Origin of the sequence: Algorimicrobium algoritergicola (assembly GCF_008086165.1) — a bacterium.
In the GTDB taxonomy this organism is placed as follows: Bacteria; Bacteroidota; Bacteroidia; order Flavobacteriales; family Flavobacteriaceae; genus Algorimicrobium; species Algorimicrobium algoritergicola.
Genome location: NZ_VSKL01000003.1, coordinates 287,642 through 307,432 on the forward strand (window position 1 = coordinate 287,642; position 19,791 = coordinate 307,432).

The 19,791-nt window shown below is 33.1% G+C and carries 16 protein-coding genes and 1 pseudogene; 8 read left to right on the forward strand and 9 right to left on the reverse strand.

Annotated features, from left to right (window positions below; genetic code table 11):
- Position 1: 1 nt before the first annotated feature.
- The 5 genes from nqrE to ES675_RS10520 all read right to left on the reverse strand — a co-directional run bounded on the left by nqrE (position 2) and on the right by ES675_RS10520 (position 4,879).
- The gene (nqrE, locus tag ES675_RS10500; protein WP_066254866.1) at positions 2-739 is read right to left on the reverse strand and encodes an NADH:ubiquinone reductase (Na(+)-transporting) subunit E; all 738 of its coding nucleotides are present in this window, start codon (positions 737-739) and stop codon (positions 2-4) included.
- Positions 740-804: 65 nt separating this feature from the next.
- A complete protein-coding gene (locus tag ES675_RS10505; protein ID WP_066254869.1) occupies positions 805-1,464 on the reverse strand; it encodes an NADH:ubiquinone reductase (Na(+)-transporting) subunit D in 660 nt (219 codons plus the stop codon).
- A gap of 2 nt (positions 1,465-1,466) precedes the next feature.
- On the reverse strand, positions 1,467-2,276 hold the full coding sequence (locus ES675_RS10510; RefSeq protein WP_066254872.1) for a Na(+)-translocating NADH-quinone reductase subunit C: 810 nt from the start codon (positions 2,274-2,276) through the stop codon (positions 1,467-1,469).
- A gap of 2 nt (positions 2,277-2,278) precedes the next feature.
- Positions 2,279-3,484: an NADH:ubiquinone reductase (Na(+)-transporting) subunit B gene (locus ES675_RS10515; RefSeq protein ID WP_066254875.1), complete on the reverse strand. Its 1,206-nt coding sequence runs from the start codon at positions 3,482-3,484 to the stop codon at positions 2,279-2,281.
- A 39-nt stretch (positions 3,485-3,523) separates the two neighbouring features.
- Complete coding sequence (locus ES675_RS10520; protein ID WP_066254878.1) at positions 3,524-4,879, reverse strand: Na(+)-translocating NADH-quinone reductase subunit A; 1,356 nt, start codon at positions 4,877-4,879, stop codon at positions 3,524-3,526.
- A gap of 194 nt (positions 4,880-5,073) precedes the next feature.
- Between ES675_RS10520 and ES675_RS10525 the strand changes: the two genes are divergently transcribed.
- Together ES675_RS10525 and apaG are read left to right on the forward strand one after the other, a co-directional pair.
- Positions 5,074-6,327, forward strand: a complete 1,254-nt coding sequence (locus tag ES675_RS10525; RefSeq protein ID WP_066254882.1) for a type IX secretion system plug protein — start codon at positions 5,074-5,076, stop codon at positions 6,325-6,327.
- A 96-nt stretch (positions 6,328-6,423) separates the two neighbouring features.
- Positions 6,424-6,810, forward strand: a complete 387-nt coding sequence (apaG, locus tag ES675_RS10530; RefSeq protein WP_066254885.1) for a Co2+/Mg2+ efflux protein ApaG — start codon at positions 6,424-6,426, stop codon at positions 6,808-6,810.
- Between the two features lie 15 nt (positions 6,811-6,825).
- Here apaG and ES675_RS10535 read toward each other — a convergent pair whose 3' ends face one another.
- Positions 6,826-7,533 carry an NRDE family protein gene (locus ES675_RS10535; protein ID WP_066254890.1) on the reverse strand — a complete coding sequence of 236 codons (708 nt, stop codon included), beginning with the start codon at positions 7,531-7,533 and terminating at the stop codon, positions 6,826-6,828.
- A 148-nt stretch (positions 7,534-7,681) separates the two neighbouring features.
- On the opposite strand from ES675_RS10535, the gene pruA reads away from it, so the two are divergent.
- The gene (gene pruA, locus ES675_RS10540) at positions 7,682-9,310 is read left to right on the forward strand and encodes an L-glutamate gamma-semialdehyde dehydrogenase (RefSeq protein ID WP_066254892.1); all 1,629 of its coding nucleotides are present in this window, start codon (positions 7,682-7,684) and stop codon (positions 9,308-9,310) included.
- 128 nt (positions 9,311-9,438) lie between these two features.
- Positions 9,439-11,814 (forward strand): T9SS type A sorting domain-containing protein, encoded by a 2,376-nt coding sequence (locus tag ES675_RS10545; RefSeq protein WP_066254896.1) that lies wholly within the window; start codon positions 9,439-9,441, stop codon positions 11,812-11,814.
- A gap of 198 nt (positions 11,815-12,012) precedes the next feature.
- Here the strand turns inward: ES675_RS10545 and ES675_RS10550 are convergent.
- Positions 12,013-12,255, reverse strand: a pseudogene (locus ES675_RS10550) (16S rRNA (guanine(527)-N(7))-methyltransferase RsmG); the annotation flags it as partial.
- Between the two features lie 164 nt (positions 12,256-12,419).
- Here ES675_RS10550 and ES675_RS10555 point away from each other — a divergent pair.
- Positions 12,420-13,556: a hypothetical protein gene (locus ES675_RS10555; RefSeq protein WP_148367429.1), complete on the forward strand. Its 1,137-nt coding sequence runs from the start codon at positions 12,420-12,422 to the stop codon at positions 13,554-13,556.
- Positions 13,557-13,607: 51 nt separating this feature from the next.
- Here the strand turns inward: ES675_RS10555 and rsmG are convergent, their stop codons facing one another.
- Positions 13,608-14,237, reverse strand: coding sequence for a 16S rRNA (guanine(527)-N(7))-methyltransferase RsmG (gene rsmG / locus ES675_RS10560; protein ID WP_066254904.1), 630 nt, complete (start codon positions 14,235-14,237; stop codon positions 13,608-13,610).
- A gap of 141 nt (positions 14,238-14,378) precedes the next feature.
- Here rsmG and ES675_RS10565 point away from each other — a divergent pair, with 141 nt between their 5' ends.
- The 3 genes from ES675_RS10565 (at position 14,379) to ES675_RS10575 (ending at position 17,865) form a co-directional block, all read left to right on the forward strand.
- A complete protein-coding gene (locus tag ES675_RS10565) occupies positions 14,379-15,473 on the forward strand; it encodes a fatty acid desaturase family protein (protein ID WP_066254906.1) in 1,095 nt (364 codons plus the stop codon).
- 30 nt (positions 15,474-15,503) lie between these two features.
- Positions 15,504-16,691, forward strand: coding sequence for a pyridoxal phosphate-dependent aminotransferase (locus ES675_RS10570; protein ID WP_066254909.1), 1,188 nt, complete (start codon positions 15,504-15,506; stop codon positions 16,689-16,691).
- Positions 16,692-17,157: 466 nt separating this feature from the next.
- Positions 17,158-17,865, forward strand: a complete 708-nt coding sequence (locus ES675_RS10575; RefSeq protein WP_066254912.1) for a hypothetical protein — start codon at positions 17,158-17,160, stop codon at positions 17,863-17,865.
- Between the two features lie 431 nt (positions 17,866-18,296).
- Here the strand turns inward: ES675_RS10575 and ES675_RS10580 are convergent, their stop codons facing one another.
- Positions 18,297-19,790, reverse strand: a complete 1,494-nt coding sequence (locus tag ES675_RS10580; protein ID WP_066256539.1) for a TrkH family potassium uptake protein — start codon at positions 19,788-19,790, stop codon at positions 18,297-18,299.
- Position 19,791: the final 1 nt, after the last annotated feature.

The window sequence follows — 19,791 nt, forward strand, 5'->3', positions numbered from 1 at the left end:
ATTACTCTATTACTTTAGTGTTTGCAGCTAATTCTTTAGCGTCTTCAGTTTGTATTTCTTGTACTTGTGCTGTTGGCTCTGTTGATGGTTCTCCTTCTTCATCTCCACCTGTTAACATACCACCAAAACTTAAAAATCCAATTCCCATTAAACCTGTAATTATAAATGTAATTCCGAGTCCTCTTAATGGAGCTGGCACATTAGAATATCTAATTTTTTCACGAATGGCTGCAATAGCTAAAATGGCTAAAAACCAACCAATACCTGAAGATATTCCGTAGTTAAGCGCTAAACCAAAGGTTTCAATTTCACGAGACTGCATAAATAATGAACCACCTAAAATGGCACAGTTTACCGCAATTAATGGCAAAAATATACCTAGTGAATTATATAATGATGGTGAAAACTTTTCAACAATAATTTCTACCAATTGCACCATGGTTGCAATAGTTGCAATAAACATAATAAAGGAAAGAAAGCCTAAATCCATTCCAGAGAAACCTTCTCCGTTGGCACTTCCATCTATCCAAGCTAATGCTCCAGGTTGTAGTAAATACTGATCTAATAACCAGTTTAAAGGGACTGTTATAGCTAATACAAATATTACAGCTGCTCCAAGACCTACGGCTGTTGCAACTTTTTTAGATACGGCTAAGTATGAACACATACCTAAGAATACCGCAAAGACCATGTTATCTATAAAAATGGACTTGAAAAATAACTCTAAATGCTCTATCATTTTTTTATTCTTTTAAATTTTCTACTGTAGTTTCTGTTAAGGTCTATTGAAAACGACTAACTGATTTAGTCTTCTATTAAATCTTTATTTCTACTACGTTGTACCCAAATAATTAGTCCGACAATAATTAATGCCATTGGTGGCATTAACATAAAACCATTATTTTCATATCCAAATGCGTAAATGCCTGTTGGTCCCGTTTCTGGACTCCCAATTGGATCTCCTAAAACTGGAATCCCAAAAAGTGTCCCTGAACCTAAAAGCTCTCTAAAGAAACCAACTATAACCAAAATCACAGCGTAACCTAATGCGTTTCCAACACCATCTAAAAAGGATCTCCATGGTTTGTTTGCTAAAGCAAATGCTTCAAAGCGCCCCATAATGATACAGTTAGTAATAATTAAACCAATAAATACAGATAGTGTTTTACTCAACTCATATTGAAAGGCTTTTAAAACCTGATCTACAATAATAACTAAAGATGCAACTACAACTAGTTGTACAATAATTCTAATTTTAGAAGGAATGATATTTCGCATTAATGAAATAACAACATTACCAACACCCATAACAAAAAGTACAGCAATACTCATTACTATAGACGGCTTAAGCTCCGCAGTAATAGCTAATGCTGAACAAATACCTAATACTTGAATGGTAATTGGGTTGTTATCTGATAACGGGTCTGTAATTAACTTTAGGTCTTTTTTTGTAAGTAGTGCCATAATTAATTGTTGTTATTTTTTAAGTTCATAAAGTATGGTAAATACAATTTTAAATCTTTCTTAATCATTGCCGTTACACCATCTCCTGTAATTGTAGATCCTGCAATAGCATCAACTGCGTGATCATCTTTGTCACTATTAACAGGGTCATTATTTCCTTTAGCAACAGTAATTCCTTTAAATACACCTACATCCGTTAATAATCTTTCACCATAGAAATCATCCATGAAATAACGTTGCTTAATGTTTGCACCTAAACCAGGTGTTTCACCAGCGTGGTCAAAAAACACACCTCTAACAACCATTTCTTCATCTAGAGCTACAAAACCCCAAATAGCATCCCAAAGTCCTTTTCCTCTAATTGGCACAACATAAACCGTTTTACCGTCTTGCTGACCTTTAAATATAGGTAAGTATCTTGACTCACCATTTTTAGCTTTAGATTGCTCTTTTTTAATGTCTATTAAATAAGGTTCTTTTCCAGCACCTTGTTCTTTAGAACTCATGAACTCATCACGATTCATTTCTTTTATGATATTGCCATCTTTTACTTCTAAAACAATTTGTTCAGAAATATTAGTTTCAAACGCTTCAGCAACTTTACTTGTAGAAATAAAAGCAATATCTCCTGTACCTTCATTTTCATTTACGCCTAAAGCATACAATATATTCTGTTGCTTTTCCTTTCTTTCATTTTCTTCAATATTAGGTCTTAAAGACGATGCTGTAAACGCTAATAATGAACCTACAACGACTACCATTGCTATTGCAAAAAATATCGTGTATGAATTTTTATCTGTATTAACTGCCATAATTATGCTGTTTTAACTTTTAAACGCTTCATTCTACGTTTCACATTACCTTGAACCACATAATGGTCAATAGTAGGAGCAAAAACGTTCATTAATAAAATTGCTAAGAATACACCTTCTGGGTAGGCTGGATTAAAGACACGAATCATTATAGAAATAAATCCTATTAAGAAACCGTAAATCCATTTTCCTTTATTAGTTTGTGAAGCTGTTACTGGGTCTGTTGCCATATAAACGGCTCCAAATAGTATACTACCAATAATTAAATGTTGCCAGAATGGAACATTCATTAATCCGTAAAACTTACTTGATTCTGTTATCCAACCAGCATCTACAACACCGTTGAATATTAAGCCCATAACTAAAGCACCAATAAGCGTACTTACTATAATTCTCCAGCTTCCCACTTTCGTGAAGATTAAGAATAATGCACCAATAATAATTAAGACTTTAGAGGTTTCCCCAACCGAGCCTGGAATAATTCCCCAGAACATATCCCAATAATCATACATTACAGAATTATTTTGAGCATAAGAACCTAAAATGGTTTCACCTGAAATAGCGTCTGGTGTTCCTTCTAAAGCTTTTGCCCCATGAACCCAAACCTTATCTCCTGACATCCACGTAGGATACGCAAAAAACAAAAAGGCACGAATAGTTAATGCTGGGTTCAGGATATTCATTCCTGTACCACCAAAAACTTCTTTACCAATTACAACACCAAAAACAACGGCTGTTGCTAACATCCATAATGGAATATCAACCGGAACAATTAATGGCACTAACATACCTGTTACTAAATAACCTTCTTCTACTTCGTGACCTTTAATTACAGCAAATAAGAATTCTACTGCAAGACCTACACCATAGGAAACGGCTACCAAAGGCAATACCGTCCAAGCTCCGATAATCAAGTTATCTAAAGTCCAGAATGATGCTCCTAAAAAACCTTTAGCAGATTCAATATCTCCTAAAGCTAAATAATGCTGATAACCGGCATTAAACATCCCAAATATTAAACATGGCACTAAAGCCATGATTACAATATTCATGGTTCTTTTTAAATCATCGGCTGCTTTAATATGAGTCCCATTATGCGTGGTCTCATTAGGCAAATACAAAAAAGTATGAAGTGCGTTAAACGCAGGAGCCATTTTGGTCCCTTTGTACTTCTCCTTTAAGTTATGTAAACTACTTTTTAAACTCATCTTTATATATATTTTTCATTTTACAGTGAAAATGAATCATTATCCAATTTCTTTTATCATCACGTCCAATCCTTTTCTGATAATGGCTTGGTGTGGTTGTTTAGACACGCAAACAAATTCAGTTAAAGCAAAATCTTCTGGAGCAACTTCATACATACCTAAAGCTTCCATTTCGTCTAAATCCTGATACATACACGATTTTAAAATCTGTAGTGGGTAAATATCTAATGGAAAAACGGTTTCATAGGTTCCCGTTAACACAAAATTTCTGTGTTCTCCATTTGTATTAGTATTTAAATCGTATTTTTTGTTTGGTGTTAACCATGAGAATGTTAACGCTCTAGATGTTGATATTTTATTGAAAACGGGCTTATTCCATCCAAAAAATTCATAATCATCACCTTCTGGAATTACCGTAATAGTATTACTGTAATAATCCAAGCTTCCGTCTGGTTTTACCTGTTTTCCAGATAATACGTTTCCAGAAATAATACGATCGTTTCCATCTTTATCAACGCCATTATCATAAACCATAGTAGCAACTTCACTACCAATTTTAGTTTTAAAGTAGCGCGGCTTTTTAACAGACGAACCTACTAAAGCTACTAAACGTTCTGCATTGAATTTACCTGTTAAAAGTAATTCACCAATGATGACTAAATCCTGCGGATTTATAGTCCAAACGGTTTCACCTTTATTTACAGGGTCAATTTTATTAATTTGCGTCCCCACGTTTCCTATTGGATGTGGACCCGAAACCTTATGAATTGACACACCTTTTAAACCTGCTAATGGCGAAGCACCATTTTTAGCAACCGAAACGTGTACTTTGCCTTCCGTTAATTTTCCTAATGCATTTACTGCTGCTTGTAATTCCGCTTCTTTTCCTTGAAGTACGAAATCATAATCAGCAACTAAAGGCGCAGAAGCATATCCTGAAATAAAAATAGCTTTTGGCAATCTTTCCGGATTTGCAATAATATCATACGGTCTTTGCTTAATAAAAGGCCAGCATCCTGATGCTAATAAATGTGTTTTAACAGACTCTGCAGTTGCAGATTCTATATTAAACACACCGTGATCATGGAAAACTTGCTCTTTATCCGCTTGGATTTTTAAAGCTAAAATGCGACGTTTGTCACCTCTTGGAATGTCTATTATTTCCCCTGATACAGGCGAAACAAATATAACAGCATCTTGAGCCTTATCATAAAAAATAGGCTCTCCAGCTTTTACTTTGGTTCCAACTTTAGCAATTAATTTTGGTGTAACACCGTGGAAGTCTTCTGGTCTAACAGTGCAAAAATTACTAATGATAGCATTTTCAGTCACCTTTTCAGCAGCACCTTTAAGCTTGATGTCTAGACCTTTTTTAATGGTAATGTCGTTTGACATATTTATAAATCTATTTGTTAATAGTAAAAAATATCATTCTGATTTTAATTGAGCTAAAATCGGTGCAAATTTACGAAATTATACATCATTTTATACCAGACTTCCATGAAGTTTGTTATTTATACCTATTCTAAATAAGTAAAATTATTTAGGCATAAAAATTGTTTATCTTTAACCCTTAAAACAAATATTGCATGTTTAAATCTTTTCTATCGGTATTCCTTATAATTTGTGGTCAATCCATTTTTTCCCAAATAGCACAGGAAGTGAATCCTCCTGGCTATATTAAATCCATAACCTTTCAAGGTCAAACACGCGAAAGTCAACTTCCTATTCTTGAACTAGGTCAACAATTAATCTTGGAATTTGATGCATTAAATGGTGATGAAGATGATTTCTATTATAAAATTGAACATTTTGATTATGATTGGACACCTTCGCAGCTCATGCAAACCGAATTTTTAAATGGCATTGATAATCAGCGTATTCGTAATTACGAAAACTCGTTTAATACCTATCAAATTTATTCACATTACATATTACGACTCCCAAATCAGCAAACTCGTGGCTTAAAAGTTTCGGGCAATTACATGATTAAGGTTTACAATGATTTAGATGAATTGGTTTTCTCTAGAAAATTTATGGTTCAGGAAAATTTAGCTAACGTTGGTGTTTCTATCAAACGTTCGCGCGATGTAAGGCAAGTGGAAAGCATGCAAAGTGTAGATATTGTTATTAACTCTGGGAATTTGCAATTTAATAATCCGCTGCAAACGGTAAAGACATTAATCATTCAGAATAATAATTTAAATTCCGCCATTAGGAATGTTCCACCACAATATACGTTAGGTAATGAATTAATTTACAAATACACCAAAGAAACCCTATTTGAAGGTGGCAACGAATATTTTTACTTTGAAAATAAAGATATTCGCGGCGCCAATGCTGCTATTCAATATATAGAGTTATTTGAACTGTACAGCAATTATTTATTCACCAATGTACCACGCTTTAACAAGCCTTATACGTACAATCCAGATATTAACGGTAACTTTTTAATTACAGCTATTGATGCCGAAAAACCTTCCATTGAAGCAGATTATGCTTGGATGCACTTTTCATTATTACTGAACGAATTACCTCCAAACCAATCTATTCATGTATATGGTAATTTTAATAATTATGCCGTTGATGAGTTCACCAAAATGACTTTTAATCCTGCAAAAGGTATTTATGAAGTTCCTATTATATTGAAGCAAGGGTTTTATAACTACAAATATGTTATTGTAGATAATCAAACCGGTAAAATAAATGAAAGTGCCATAAGTGGTAGTTTTTGGCAAACGGAAAACGATTATAAAGTGTTGGTTTATTATCGTGATTTAGGCGCCAGATACGACCGTATAATAGGTATAGGCGAAGGAAATTCCGTGAATATATCCAATTAAGCCACCTGTTAATCGACTAAAAACTAATTTTTTTTATTCTCGAGTAATATTTATTACATTAGCATTCATCTAAACCCTTGAAAACCTATTAATACCATGGTTCAACAAGTAACAAAAGGCATTAAAATTTCTGTAGAAACACATTTTGAAGGCACGTTTTATAAAGATTATAAAATTCAGTTTGCCTTTGGTTATAAAGTGACTATTGAAAACCAAAGTAAAAACACAGTCCAATTATACGCTAGAGAATGGACTATTTTAGACGCACTAAATAATGTAGAAATGGTTTCAGGCGAAGGTGTTATCGGTAAAAAACCGATTTTAAAACCAGGCGAATCCCACACCTACACTTCTGGCTGCTTACTTACATCGCCATTTGGAGCTATGCAAGGATTCTATAATATGATTAATTTAGAAACCGAGAAGAAATTTAAAGTGGCTATTCCTGCTTTCAGATTAAGCGCTCCTTTCGCATTAAATTAATAATACACCATTTATTCAGAAAAGCATTTCCTTTTCAATAACGTTTTCATCTTGCAAATTTGTGTATCGCATATTAACAAGCGAATTACATTTTTCAACTTGGGTAATACTAGTTGTTTTCACAAAACCTCTATCCATTATTAATCCGAATTCCGCATGCTGGTGACCAGCTGTTTTATGAAACTGCATGATAGATTCAGCCTGAAAATTAGTTTGCTTTTTAAATTCATCAAACCACTCTAATCGCAATACTTTCATAGATTCGGAGTATAAGGATGATGAAGACCATAAACGTGGTTCATTCGGCAATTTCTTTAGGTGTTTTTGATTCCCATCCCAAACCAATTGATATAGATCTAAAGTCTTTTCCCAATCCACAATGAGCATGGTAAATGGCTCAATATTTGTAAACCTATAAGTCTCAATTGTTTTTAAAAAATCGGGTGCTATTAAAACATCTTTAACCACTACGCCTCTACTCAATCTGTAATGATCTTCTTGTTCATGAGCCGTAAATCCACCATTCAACAAACAGACTAATCGGCTTTTTTCGCTGACACCAATCCAAGTACCTCCAGCTTTTTCATCTTTCGGATACAGTAATTTAACGTCATGCTCCATATAAAAATCAGGCGCTAGCGTTTCACGAATAGGCGATTCATCCCGATTTGAAGTGAATATAAAATCCGTATTATTTTTAGGAATAAAGGTTACTGTACACATAATTAAACGGTCGATAAATAAAAATGGAACTTACAAAAATCGACAAACTTTTAACGTGTTTTTAAGAGCTTTTCTATCAAAAAAATAGTTAAAAAATCGTACATTTGCAGCTTGAAAACAACATAAACAATTAAATACCAATATATTCATGGGAAAAGGATTCTTTAACGTACCACTAGCAGTAAATGAGCCTGTAAAAACTTATGCTCCAGGATCGCCAGAGCGCGAAGAAGTTTTAAAAGCTTATAAAGACATGTACAACAGTAAAGTTGATGTAGGCATGTACATCAATGGGAAAGAGGTGAAAACTGGAAACACGAGAACAATGTCTCCTCCACATGATCATCAACATATTGTTGGAACTTATCATTTAGCCGAAAAATCTCATATTGAAGAAGCCATTTCGACAGCTTTAGAAGCTAGAAAAGAATGGTCTCAAATGCCATGGGAACAACGCGCTGGAATATTTTTAAAAGCTGCCGAATTAATTGCAGGTCCTTACAGAGCTAAAATTAATGCTGCAACCATGATTGCACAATCTAAAAATATTTATCAAGCTGAAATTGACGCGGCTTGTGAGTTAATTGACTTTTTACGTTTCAACGTACAATTCATGTCAGACATTTACATGGACCAACCAGAGAGCACCAGTGATGCTTGGAACCGTGTGGAGTATCGTCCATTAGAAGGTTTCACGTATGCTGTAACACCTTTTAACTTTACAGCTATTGCTGGAAACCTACCGTCGTGTATGGCATTAATGGGAAATGTTGTTATTTGGAAACCAAGTAATAACCAAATTTTCTCTGCTAAAGTCATTATGGATGTCTTTCAAGAAGCTGGTGTTCCAGATGGCGTTATTAACGTTGTTTTTGGTAATCCAGGTATGATTACAGATACGGTTATGGCTAGTCCAGATTTTTCTGGTTTACATTATACGGGTTCAACACCGGTGTTTCAAGATTTATGGAAACAAATAGGAAATAACATAACAAATTATAAAACGTATCCAAGAATCGTTGGTGAAACGGGCGGAAAAGATTTTATAATAGCGCACAAATCTGCAAACGCTAAACAAGTAGCAACAGCTATTTCTAGAGGTGCTTTTGAATTCCAAGGTCAGAAATGTAGTGCTGCATCTAGAGCTTACATTCCAAGCAACCTTTGGGAGGATGTTAAAAAATATGTGATTGAGGACGTGAAGTCTTTTAAAATGGGTTCTCCAGAAGACATGGGGAATTTCATTACAGCCGTAATCAACGAAGGCTCTTTTGATAAATTAGCCAAGTATATTGACAACGCTAAATCAGATAAAGATGCTGAAATTATTGTTGGTGGAAATTATGATAAATCGAAAGGATACTTTATTGAACCTACGGTTATTGTAACAACTAACCCACAATACACAACGATGGTAGAGGAGCTCTTTGGCCCAGTTATGACCATTTATGTATATGATGAAAACGATTTTTCTGAAACATTAAAATTAGTAGACCAAACAAGTGAATACGCCTTAACAGGTGCTATTTTATCTACGTGTCGTTATGCTGTTCAAGAAGCTACCAATGCGCTTCAAAATAGTGCCGGTAACTTTTATATTAATGATAAACCAACAGGAGCTGTTGTTGGTCAGCAACCATTTGGAGGAGCAAGAGCATCTGGAACAAATGACAAAGCGGGATCAGCACAGAACTTGTTACGTTGGGTATCACCTAGATTAATTAAGGAAACATTTGTAACACCAGTTGATTACAGATATCCATTTTTAGGAGAATAATAATCCAAATCAATTTATTTAAAAGCCCTTATCAATACCTGTTAAGGGCTTTTTTATGTCGTTTATCCAAAGTATTAGTACTAATTCATTTCAGGCAGTATATTTAAGCAATCAATACGCATATACACATGAAAATAAACTACTTTTTATTAGTCGCACTGCTTTCTGTCTCTGTTTTTTCGCAGAATCAAAAAGCCTTCGAAAAATTTGATACAAAGGGAATGGAAACCAGCATTTTGGTTCCACAATCGCCCGTTGTTGACATTACAGATTACAACAACAAACCCATAAACACCTATAGTTTTTACCAAGCGTATAAAACCATAGCACAAAACGATTTTCAAGACCGTTTTAAGCCACTTTCAAGTTTAAAAGAAGACAGCAAACAAAGTTATTTTACGAAAAGTATTCCATTGGCCATTTTGCTCTCTGATTTTGAATCTATAACCGAACAAGCATTCCAAAACCAAGCCGTAACAAGAGATGCCCAAGGTTTCATTATTCGCAGAAACACAAATGAAGTTATTTTTGAGAAAAAAAACCTATCCATTGCTGCGCCTTTTAGAACGGAACACAAAGGATTAGAAACTACGTTTTCAATATCTTCAAATCACATCTTTAATACAACAAAAAATGCCATTGAAGAAATAGCTATTAATTTTGATGATGGTCAAGATTTCATACCAATAACTATCAATCAAAATTTACAAGTTTCCTATTTAGAACCTGGAGATAAAACACTGACATTTCAAATTACATTAGCTGATGGATCCATTATTTACCGTCAAGCCAAAATAGAAATCGCCTATTCCAACGCCGATTTAAATCGAAATTTCAATCGTATTATAACAACTTTCAATTCATCTATTACGCCAGATCTTTCGCCTTATGGTGAAACCACATCTTATAATGGAACAGGTGAATATGAATTGTTTTTAAGTGCTGATAATATTTTAGATAAACCTATTATTTTAGTCGATGGTTTTGATCCTGCTGATGGACGTGACATTGCCGGGATTTATGAACTTCTCAACTTTACAGAAAATGGAACGACTTCTAATTTAGGCGATTTGGTAAGAGACGAAGGTTTTGATGTTGTGATACTAAATTTCCCAATTTACACACGTGCAGCGGACAATAAAGTTATTGATGGTGGTGTTGATTTTATTGAACGAAACGCCATGCTTTTAGTAGAATTAATAAATACCATCAACGCACAAAAAATTGGCGCAGAAGACAATGTAATTATTGGCCCAAGTATGGGTGGATTAATTTCAAGATACGCCATAAATTATATGGAGAATAATAATTTAGATCATGAAACCAGGTTATGGATTTCTTTTGATTCACCTCACCATGGTGCTAATGTGCCAATCGGATTTCAACACCAGTTTAATTTTTTAGCTTTTGGCTTGGATGATTTTGCCGTCATAGGCGATCAGAATGTAGAAGAATTACAACCTATTATTGATGGCATGTTACGCTCTTCAGCTGCTAGACAAATGCTAGTAGATCAGTTTGAACCACATATTACAAATAGTGATGGCGTTTCTTTTAATGGATCTTTAGATTTACCTCAAGAACATCCATATAAGGCTATTTTAGACATGAGAATGAATAGTTTAACCACATCTGGATTCCCAGAATTAACGCGAAATATATCAATTATTAATGGTAGTGGTATTAATGCTAGATATCAAGATAATACAGCAGCAACAAATAGTTTAAATCCTGGCAGTCGCATTCTCAATGCCAATATTGATGTTATTTCAGGCGCCGAATTAAAAGCCGAAACACGTTTTACGCCCAATGCTAGTACACAAGTTTATAGTAGTAAAGTCCATTTGGATTTTGCTTGGTGGTTTCCTTTAGCAAACGACCGAATAAATAATGCCACATCTACAGCACCAAGTTTTTCCAATGGTGTAGATGCCGCTTCTGGCGGATTATTTGATATTTTAACCTTGACTGAAGATTTATCAACAGATGGTCTGGTAGGTGACTTTTTAAATTCCTTATCCACAGATTATTTTAATTTTATTCCAAGTGTCAGTTCTATGGCTTTTGAAATTACTAATAATGAAATCAATTGGTTTCATACACCAAGTAATGTAACCTCGGCTCGAGGAACTACTAGCACCACACCTTTTGATGCTTGGTACATGCCAAATGAAAATGAACCACATGTAACATTAACACCTCTAAATGTTGATTTTGCTTTAGACGAAATTATTTTGGAAACATTAAGTACAGATTCTTTTTCTGGAAACTTTATTAAACTCGAACAAAATCCGGTATCGCAAAGTTTTACAATTTTAAGCACTGAAGTTTATAACAATGTAAATATATTCATTGTAGATATTACCGGAAAAATTGTTTTACAATCAACTTTAGATCTAAACCAACGCACAAACGTTCCTTTTAAAATGGCTTCTGGATTATACGTTTTAAATGTAGAAAGTGAAGGCAATCAAATTTTAAAAACAAAATTATTGGTTAAATAAACAATCTTGAATCTTAATTAAAAGAGGCTGTCTTAAAAGTAGCTACGCGATGTCCAATTGAGCGCAGTTGAAGTTTTCATGTTTTTATAATCCAAACATTTCGACTGCACTCAATGTGATATTTAGAGTAAAAATTTACTTTTCAGACAGCCTCTTTTTAGTTTTATAAAATTTTATTCCGATTCAAAATTAAATATACTACCCTTTAAACTTAATGGGTAAATGAACCACCTTTTTAGTCTCAAAAAATTCCTCCGAATAAAAGTCGGAAATATTATAAATAGTTGCTGTTTTATAGTCTTGAAGTTCTTCAGATAAATCGCCTCCTTTTAAATACAAAATACCATTTTTAAGTTCATGATTTTGTTTTTTGGCAACACGCCCTTTTATCCAATGCACAAAAGTTGGCATGGCAGCTACTGCTCTACTGATGATGAAGTCCTAAGTATCTTTAGTTTCTTCTAAACAAGAACACATAGTGTTTTGAAAAATAATTTTATTTGATATTAGAAAAATTATTATTAATTTAGTTTAAATTGTAAAACTCATTGAATAAAACAATTTAAAAAAAGCTTTATATACTAATCTATAAAATTGAACGTATTATGAGAAATTTAAATTTACTCTACCTATTATTTATATGTATTGCAATTAACTTGACCTCCTGCGATAAAGATGAACAAGATTGTGTTAACTGCTTCACTGAATCTGAAGGCAATAGATCAATTATTATTCTAAATAATAAATTTGACTTTGACTTTTGGGAGGATATAGAAGAGCAATACACAACTTACATTTTGGAAGAAAAATTCAGTAAATTAAAAGCCAATTTCACTCTCACTTCTGATAATATTTTCGAAAAAAACATAATATCCTATATCGTTTTTACAAACAAATTTTATAAAACAAACGAAATAGTTGACCTTAATAATATCTTGGGAGTACAAATATATTTTTCGAAGGGTGAACAAATGTATATAGATGTATATAAAAATAATGATGGTGATTTCACAAAAATCAATGAACTTTCATCAACTGTGAAGCACCTTTCATTCAACGATATTTATGCTTGCTCAACAATTTTTGGAAATTGTGAAAAAAGTGTTTTTGTGTTTCTAAATAAAGAAGTAAGAACACCAACTAATAGTGAGGAATCTAATTTTAATAATAATATAATTAAATATAATTTAGACAATGAATTAAACAATGTAAATCAAGTTAGGATACCTGATGCTGGATCTGGCTGTAAAAGTCCTTGTAGCAAAACATCTAAAGGTCAATGCTCATATGTTAACGATAGTCCTAGACCCAGTTATTATAAATGTGTGAGAACCACAGTAGATGATTGTCCTTGGTCTAGAATGTCTAATAATGAAAATGAAACTAATATTATTTATGAATTAAGAGACCAATATCTAGCTCAAAACAGTAATTTAGGTCAAAAGTATGTTGATTATTATTATTTTCTGGGAAGTAATCAAAATTTATTTACAAATGAAATTTGGGATGAATTATCCCAAATTAAACCACTAATATTGGAAAAGGCAAACCTTTTCATTTTCGGAGAAAACAATAAAATTTTATTTGATAACAAGGACAAAAATGAATTTATTTCCGTAATTAATAAATTAAAGACGATTAATTCTGATATTGAATTTCAAAATATGTTAAATGACGTTAATCTAGACTTGAATTTTTATGCAAATAAGAAAATAAGTGAAATAAAAAATGACCTGAATTGATGATGCCAATAATTTAAAATAAATATTACATGGTTAGGAGTTTAAAAGCTTCTAACCTTTAAACTTAATCGGTAAATGAACCACCTTTTTTGTATCGAAAAATTCTTCTGTATAGAAATCGGAAATATTATAAATCGTAGCAGTTCTATAATCTTGAAGCTCTTCAGATAAATCGCCACCTTTTAAATAGAGAATCCCATTTTTAAGATCATGATTTTGTTTTTTGGCAACACGACCTTTTATCCAATGAACAAAAGTTGGCATAGCTGCTACTGCTCTACTGATGATAAAATCATAAGTATCTTTAATTTCTTCAACACGTGCATGTGTGGTTTTTACGTTGGTTAGCTCTAAACCTGCAACAACCTCATCCACCACTTTCAATTTTTTGGCAATACTATCTACCAAATGAAACGAACATTCTGGAAATAAAATGGCTAACGGAATGCCTGGAAATCCACCACCAGTTCCAACATCCATCAATTTAGTGCCTGGCTTAAAATCTATCACTTTTGCAATAGCCAAGGCATGTAAAACATGGCGTAAATACAGCTCATCAATATCTTTTCTGGACACGACATTAATTTTCAAATTCCAGTCTTGATACAACGTTTCTAATTGCGTAAATTTAGCAATCTGATCTTCCGTTAGGTCAGGAAAATACTTTAAAATGAGTTCCATATTCTTCGATTTTCGACAAAAGTAGGTAAATTTTTGTGCATATTTTTATGAAAACTTTGTGTTCATAACGGCTCATTATAATTATATTTGCATAAATATGTGTTACAACATGGTTTGTAAGTACATTTTAAATTACATAGTATGACAAATAAAACCCTTTCTTTCTCAAGAAATGATTCTGCAAAATTCTTCAGAACATTGAATAAGCGTGTGAATGATTATTTCAAAGAGAATAACATAAAAAAAACAGGCAACTGGACTTTATATATTAAAGCCATTGTCATGTTTACCCTACTTTTAGGACCATTAGTACTTTTATTAACGGTAACCATGCCTGGCTGGTTGCAAATAATTTGTATGGTAGTCATTGGAATTGGTATTGCTGGTGTTGGAATGAACGTGATGCATGATGCTAATCATGGTTCTTTTTCAAGTAAAAAATGGGTAAATACTTTAATGGGAAGTAGTATCCATATTTTAGCAGGAAACGATTACAATTGGAAAGTACAACATAATGTTTTACACCATACGTACACGAATATTCAAGGTCATGATGAAGATATTGATGCTGGACGTATTATCCGATTCTCAAAACATTCTAAATGGATGAAAATCCACCAATACCAGAAGTATTATGCATTTCTACTATATGGACTATTAACTGTAAACTGGGCAATTACAACCGATTTCAAACAAACCTATATTTACCTAAAAAGAAAATTATCTTATGGTGAGTTTCCAAATCCTGCTACACAATGGACCAAGTTAATTATTGGTAAAATATTATATTATTCACTTTGGGTGGTTTTACCATTAGCGCTAGGCTTTGCCTGGTGGAAGGTGTTAATCGGATTCTTAATTATGCATTACACAGCTGGTGTAATTTTAAGTGTAATATTCCAATTAGCACATGTTATGCCAAACACGGAAATGCCGTTGCCTGATGAAAAAGGGAATATGAAAAATACCTGGGCCATTCACCAGTTATTTACTACGTCTAATTTTTCACCAAAAAGCTGGATGGTAGAATTTTACACAGGTGGTTTAAACAGACAGGTAGAACACCATTTGTTCGCTCATATTAGTCATGTTCATTACAAAAACATTGCTAAAATAGTAAGAGAAACAGCGCATGAATTTAGCTTACCTTATAATGAATACAATTCAATTTGGACCGCTATTGCTGAACACTACAACCAATTAAAAACACTTGGCGCAAAACCAAGTATGGCTTAATTTTTATTTACTTTTAAAAAGATATTTCTAATGAATGTACTTTCAGATAGAGTTTTAAACATGGCCACGTCTGCCACATTAGCTATGGCAGCTAAAACGCGCGAATTACGTGCGGAAGGCAAAGATATTATTGGTTTGAGTTTGGGTGAGCCAGATTTTAATACACCAGATTATATTAAAGAAGCAGCTATTCAAGCCATTCATGATAATTACAGTTCGTACACACCAGTTGATGGTTATGTAGAATTGAAACAAGCCATTATCACCAAATTTAAGCGTGATAATAACTTAACATATACCTTACCACAAATTGTAGTTTCTACAGGTGCTAAACAAGCACTTTATAATGTAGCACAAGTGATGATTAATCCAGGTGATGAAGTTATTTTACCTTGTCCATATTGGGTAAGTTATGCAGATATTGTTGCCCTTGCCGAAGGTGTTCCTGTAGAAGTAGAAACTAGTATTACTACCGATTTTAAAATGACACCGGCACAATTAGAAGCTGCTATTACACCAAAAACAAAAATGATTTGGTATAGTTCGCCTTGTAATCCAAGTGGCTCACTTTACAGTAAAGAAGAATTACGCGCTTTAGCAGATGTGCTTCAAAAGCACCCAAATATTTATGTAGTTTCTGATGAAATTTACGAGCATATCAACTTTACAGAAAACGGTCACGCTAGTATGGCACAATTTCCAGATATGTTTGACAGAACCATTACTATAAATGGTGTTTCTAAAGCGTTTGCTATGACAGGCTGGCGAATTGGCTATTTAGGTGCTCCAGAAAATATTGCTCGTGCCTGCAACAAAATGCAAGGTCAAGTAACGAGTGGTGCTAATAGCATTGCGCAACGTGCTGTGATTACGGCTTTAAACGAATCGCCAACACGCGTGAAATTCATGGTTGACGAATTTAAAATTCGCAGAGATTTGGTGTTAACCTTATTAGATGATGTTCCTGGATTTATTAATAATACACCAGAAGGTGCGTTTTATGTATTTCCTAATATTTCGGCTTTCTTCGGAAAAACGCTAAAGGGAACAGCCATCAATAATGCAACCGACTTCTCATTATTCTTATTAGAACATGCGTTAGTGGCAACCGTTACAGGTGATGCGTTTGGTGATCCAAATTGCATTAGATTATCTTATGCTGCTAGTCAAGCACAAATTGTGGAAGCGATTAAGCGGATTAAAGATGCTGTGACTTAAAGGTTAAAAGAATTTATTAATTGAATAAAAAAATCCACTTCGCTTGAAGTGGATTTTCTAATTTTTATATTACCTATTCCTCCAAAAGAAAGGCGTTAACAAGATTAAAACCGTAAGTAGATTATGAACTCAATAAACATAAATGAAGCGCTTCTCGAAATATACGTAGAACTACGTACAAACAAAATTGATTAAAAGTTATATTTTTGACAAAATAAATAGACAAATTTATATTAACTAAACTGACTAAATCATTTAAACGATCTTACAGACTGATCATCTTAATAGCAAAAACAAAGTTAAATTTAATCGATTATATGAATAAAAAACATCTCATATTTTCACCAAAAAGTAAAAAATGAATCTAATTAAAACATGAAGAAATAAGTATTTATTATTAATTCTAATTGCAATAAGCGTGTTTTATTCTTGCAGCACTGAAGAAAAAAAAATCGACACTGCTGAATTGAATCTATTTAAGACAGAATTAAGTATTTTTGAAGATAGTTTAAAAAACAATGATGAGTATGTTAATAATTTACAAAATACTATAGAGCAGGAAGATGTGTTTTCTGAAATAAACGAATACGATTTTTTTGGAATCCAATATTCTCAATTCCTAATTGATCTAAATGAATACATTACTATTAATGAAATATCCAGCTCGGATAGCATAGCTATTCGGAATTATATTGAGGGAAATTTAACTCCTATTTTAAACAATTTGTCATTGGAGAATTCAGAGACCAATGAGTTCGAACAATTACTTTTAGAGAGCTTTGCCAATAACTCTGATATCGATAATGTTATTTTGTTCTCAAAAGAATATGAGAATTTTGTTCACGAAAATTTCTCCGACGAAATAGAGAGAAAGCATATATTATCAACTATTTCAGGATATAAATGGATAGCATATAATTTATATTATAAGAATTTAGACAATGCTGATGATGTTATAACTTCATCATTGACTGACGGATCATCTTCTGGAAGTGGTGGTAGTTCTATTGCGTGTGGTCGTAGAACTGGTATAGAATATTGTTTGTGTAAAAAACTACAATCAAGAGAAGGTGATTGGACTTGGGTTGATACAGCTTATTTTTTAGCAACTGGAGCGGAACAATTGGCTATTGACTTAGCATCATGTATCGCAGCAGAAATTGAAAAACCATGATAAAACACATAAAACCATTTGTCTTTATATTGCTATATTTAATTGTGATTATATTTATAAAGGCAAATTATTATTTGATATTAATTTTATCAATATTATTAATATTATTTGCAATAAGTAAATTAAATAAACAAAGAGATTTTTTACATTTTAAATTGTCATATATGTTTTTAATTTTATTGGTTATAGTATCATTTATTCAATTGTATTATGGTAATCGTATTTTGAATTTTTGTATTAAGTTATTGGTATTAGTGAATATATTGATACCAATATTTCTAACTTTAAGAAAAAGTGAAGTAAATAAGAACTTAATCTTTGAAAATAGTGTAAATCACTTCTTATACACTTTTATCTTAATTTCTTCCATAAACGAATAATTGAATAAAAAAATCCACTTCGCTTGAAGTGGATTTTTTTTTATTTTTAGATTACCTATTTCTCCAAAAGAAAGGCGTCAACAAAATCAATACGGTAAACAATTCCAAACGCCCAATCAGCATTAAAAAGGCTGCCCACCATTTTGCTAAATCAGGTAAAGATGCATAATTATCAACTGGACCAAAATCGCCAAAAGCAGGACCTACGTTTCCTAAACTAGAAGCTGCAATTCCTATGGATGACATGAGGTCTAATCCAAACATAGAGAACACTAAAGAACCTACAATAAAGGACAACATATATAGAATAAAGAATGCTAGAATATTAAATACAATATCTCCTGAAACCGCTCTGGAGTTGTAACGGACAGGCAAAATAGCATTAGGATGTAAAGCGCGTTTGAATTCTAAAAAACCATTGCGTATTAAAATTAAATGTCGCACCACTTTTACACCACCTGAAGTACTGCCTGCTGAACCTCCTAAAAACATCAACCCAAAAAAGAATACCACTAAAAATGGTGACCATAAGGTATAATCGGCTGTGATAAAACCTGTAGTTGTAATAACGCTTAGCACCTGAAACATACCATGACGAAGGGCACTTTCTGCTTCACCCCAAACCATGGGATGAGCTATGGATGATATAGTTGGATCTGCTTTGAAATAAATTATGGCAGCCGCAATGATGGTAAAAATCACAATAAAAGACAGGTAGAGTTTAAACTCGTCATCTTTTAATATTTTCTGAACTTTCCCTTTAAATGCAAAATAGCTTAAAACAAAATTAGTTCCTGCTAAAAACATAAACAGGATAATGATATACTGTATAACAGGTTGGTCATTCCAATACGCTATACTCGCATTTTTAGTTGAAAACCCACCCGTAGACAAGGTACTCATGGCATGATTCATGGCATCAAATAAATTCATTCCAGCCACTTTCAACAAAATAGTTTCGGCTACGGTATACCCAAAATAAATAAGCCATAATCGCTTCGCAGTATCGGTAATTCTTGGATGCAATTTATCTGCATTGGGTCCAGGTGCTTCGGCAGCAAACAACTGCATACCTCCTATTCCCAGCAATGGTAAAATAGCTATGGCTAAAACAATAATTCCCATTCCGCCAATCCAATGTGTCATACTACGCCAAAAAAGCACCCCTTTTGGAATAACTTCAATATCATTCAGAATGGTAGCACCTGTAGTGGTATATCCAGACATGGTTTCTAGAAATGCACTGGTAAAATCTGGAATAGCACCTGTAAAAATATAAGGCAAGCATCCCGAAAAAGCCATAATAAGCCAGCCAAAAGTAACCACGACATAACCTTCACGTTTATCCATAATTTTCTTATGATCACGTGTTGGGTACATCATTGAAGCACCTAATAGCAGCGTGCTAATACCTGCTAAAAATAATTGAAACGTAACACCATCTTTATAAATATAGCTTATGAGTGTAGACACGAGCATAAAGCCACCATTAAATAGAAGCAGTAATCCTAAAAAGTGAAAAATGATTTTATAATTCAGTTTCATA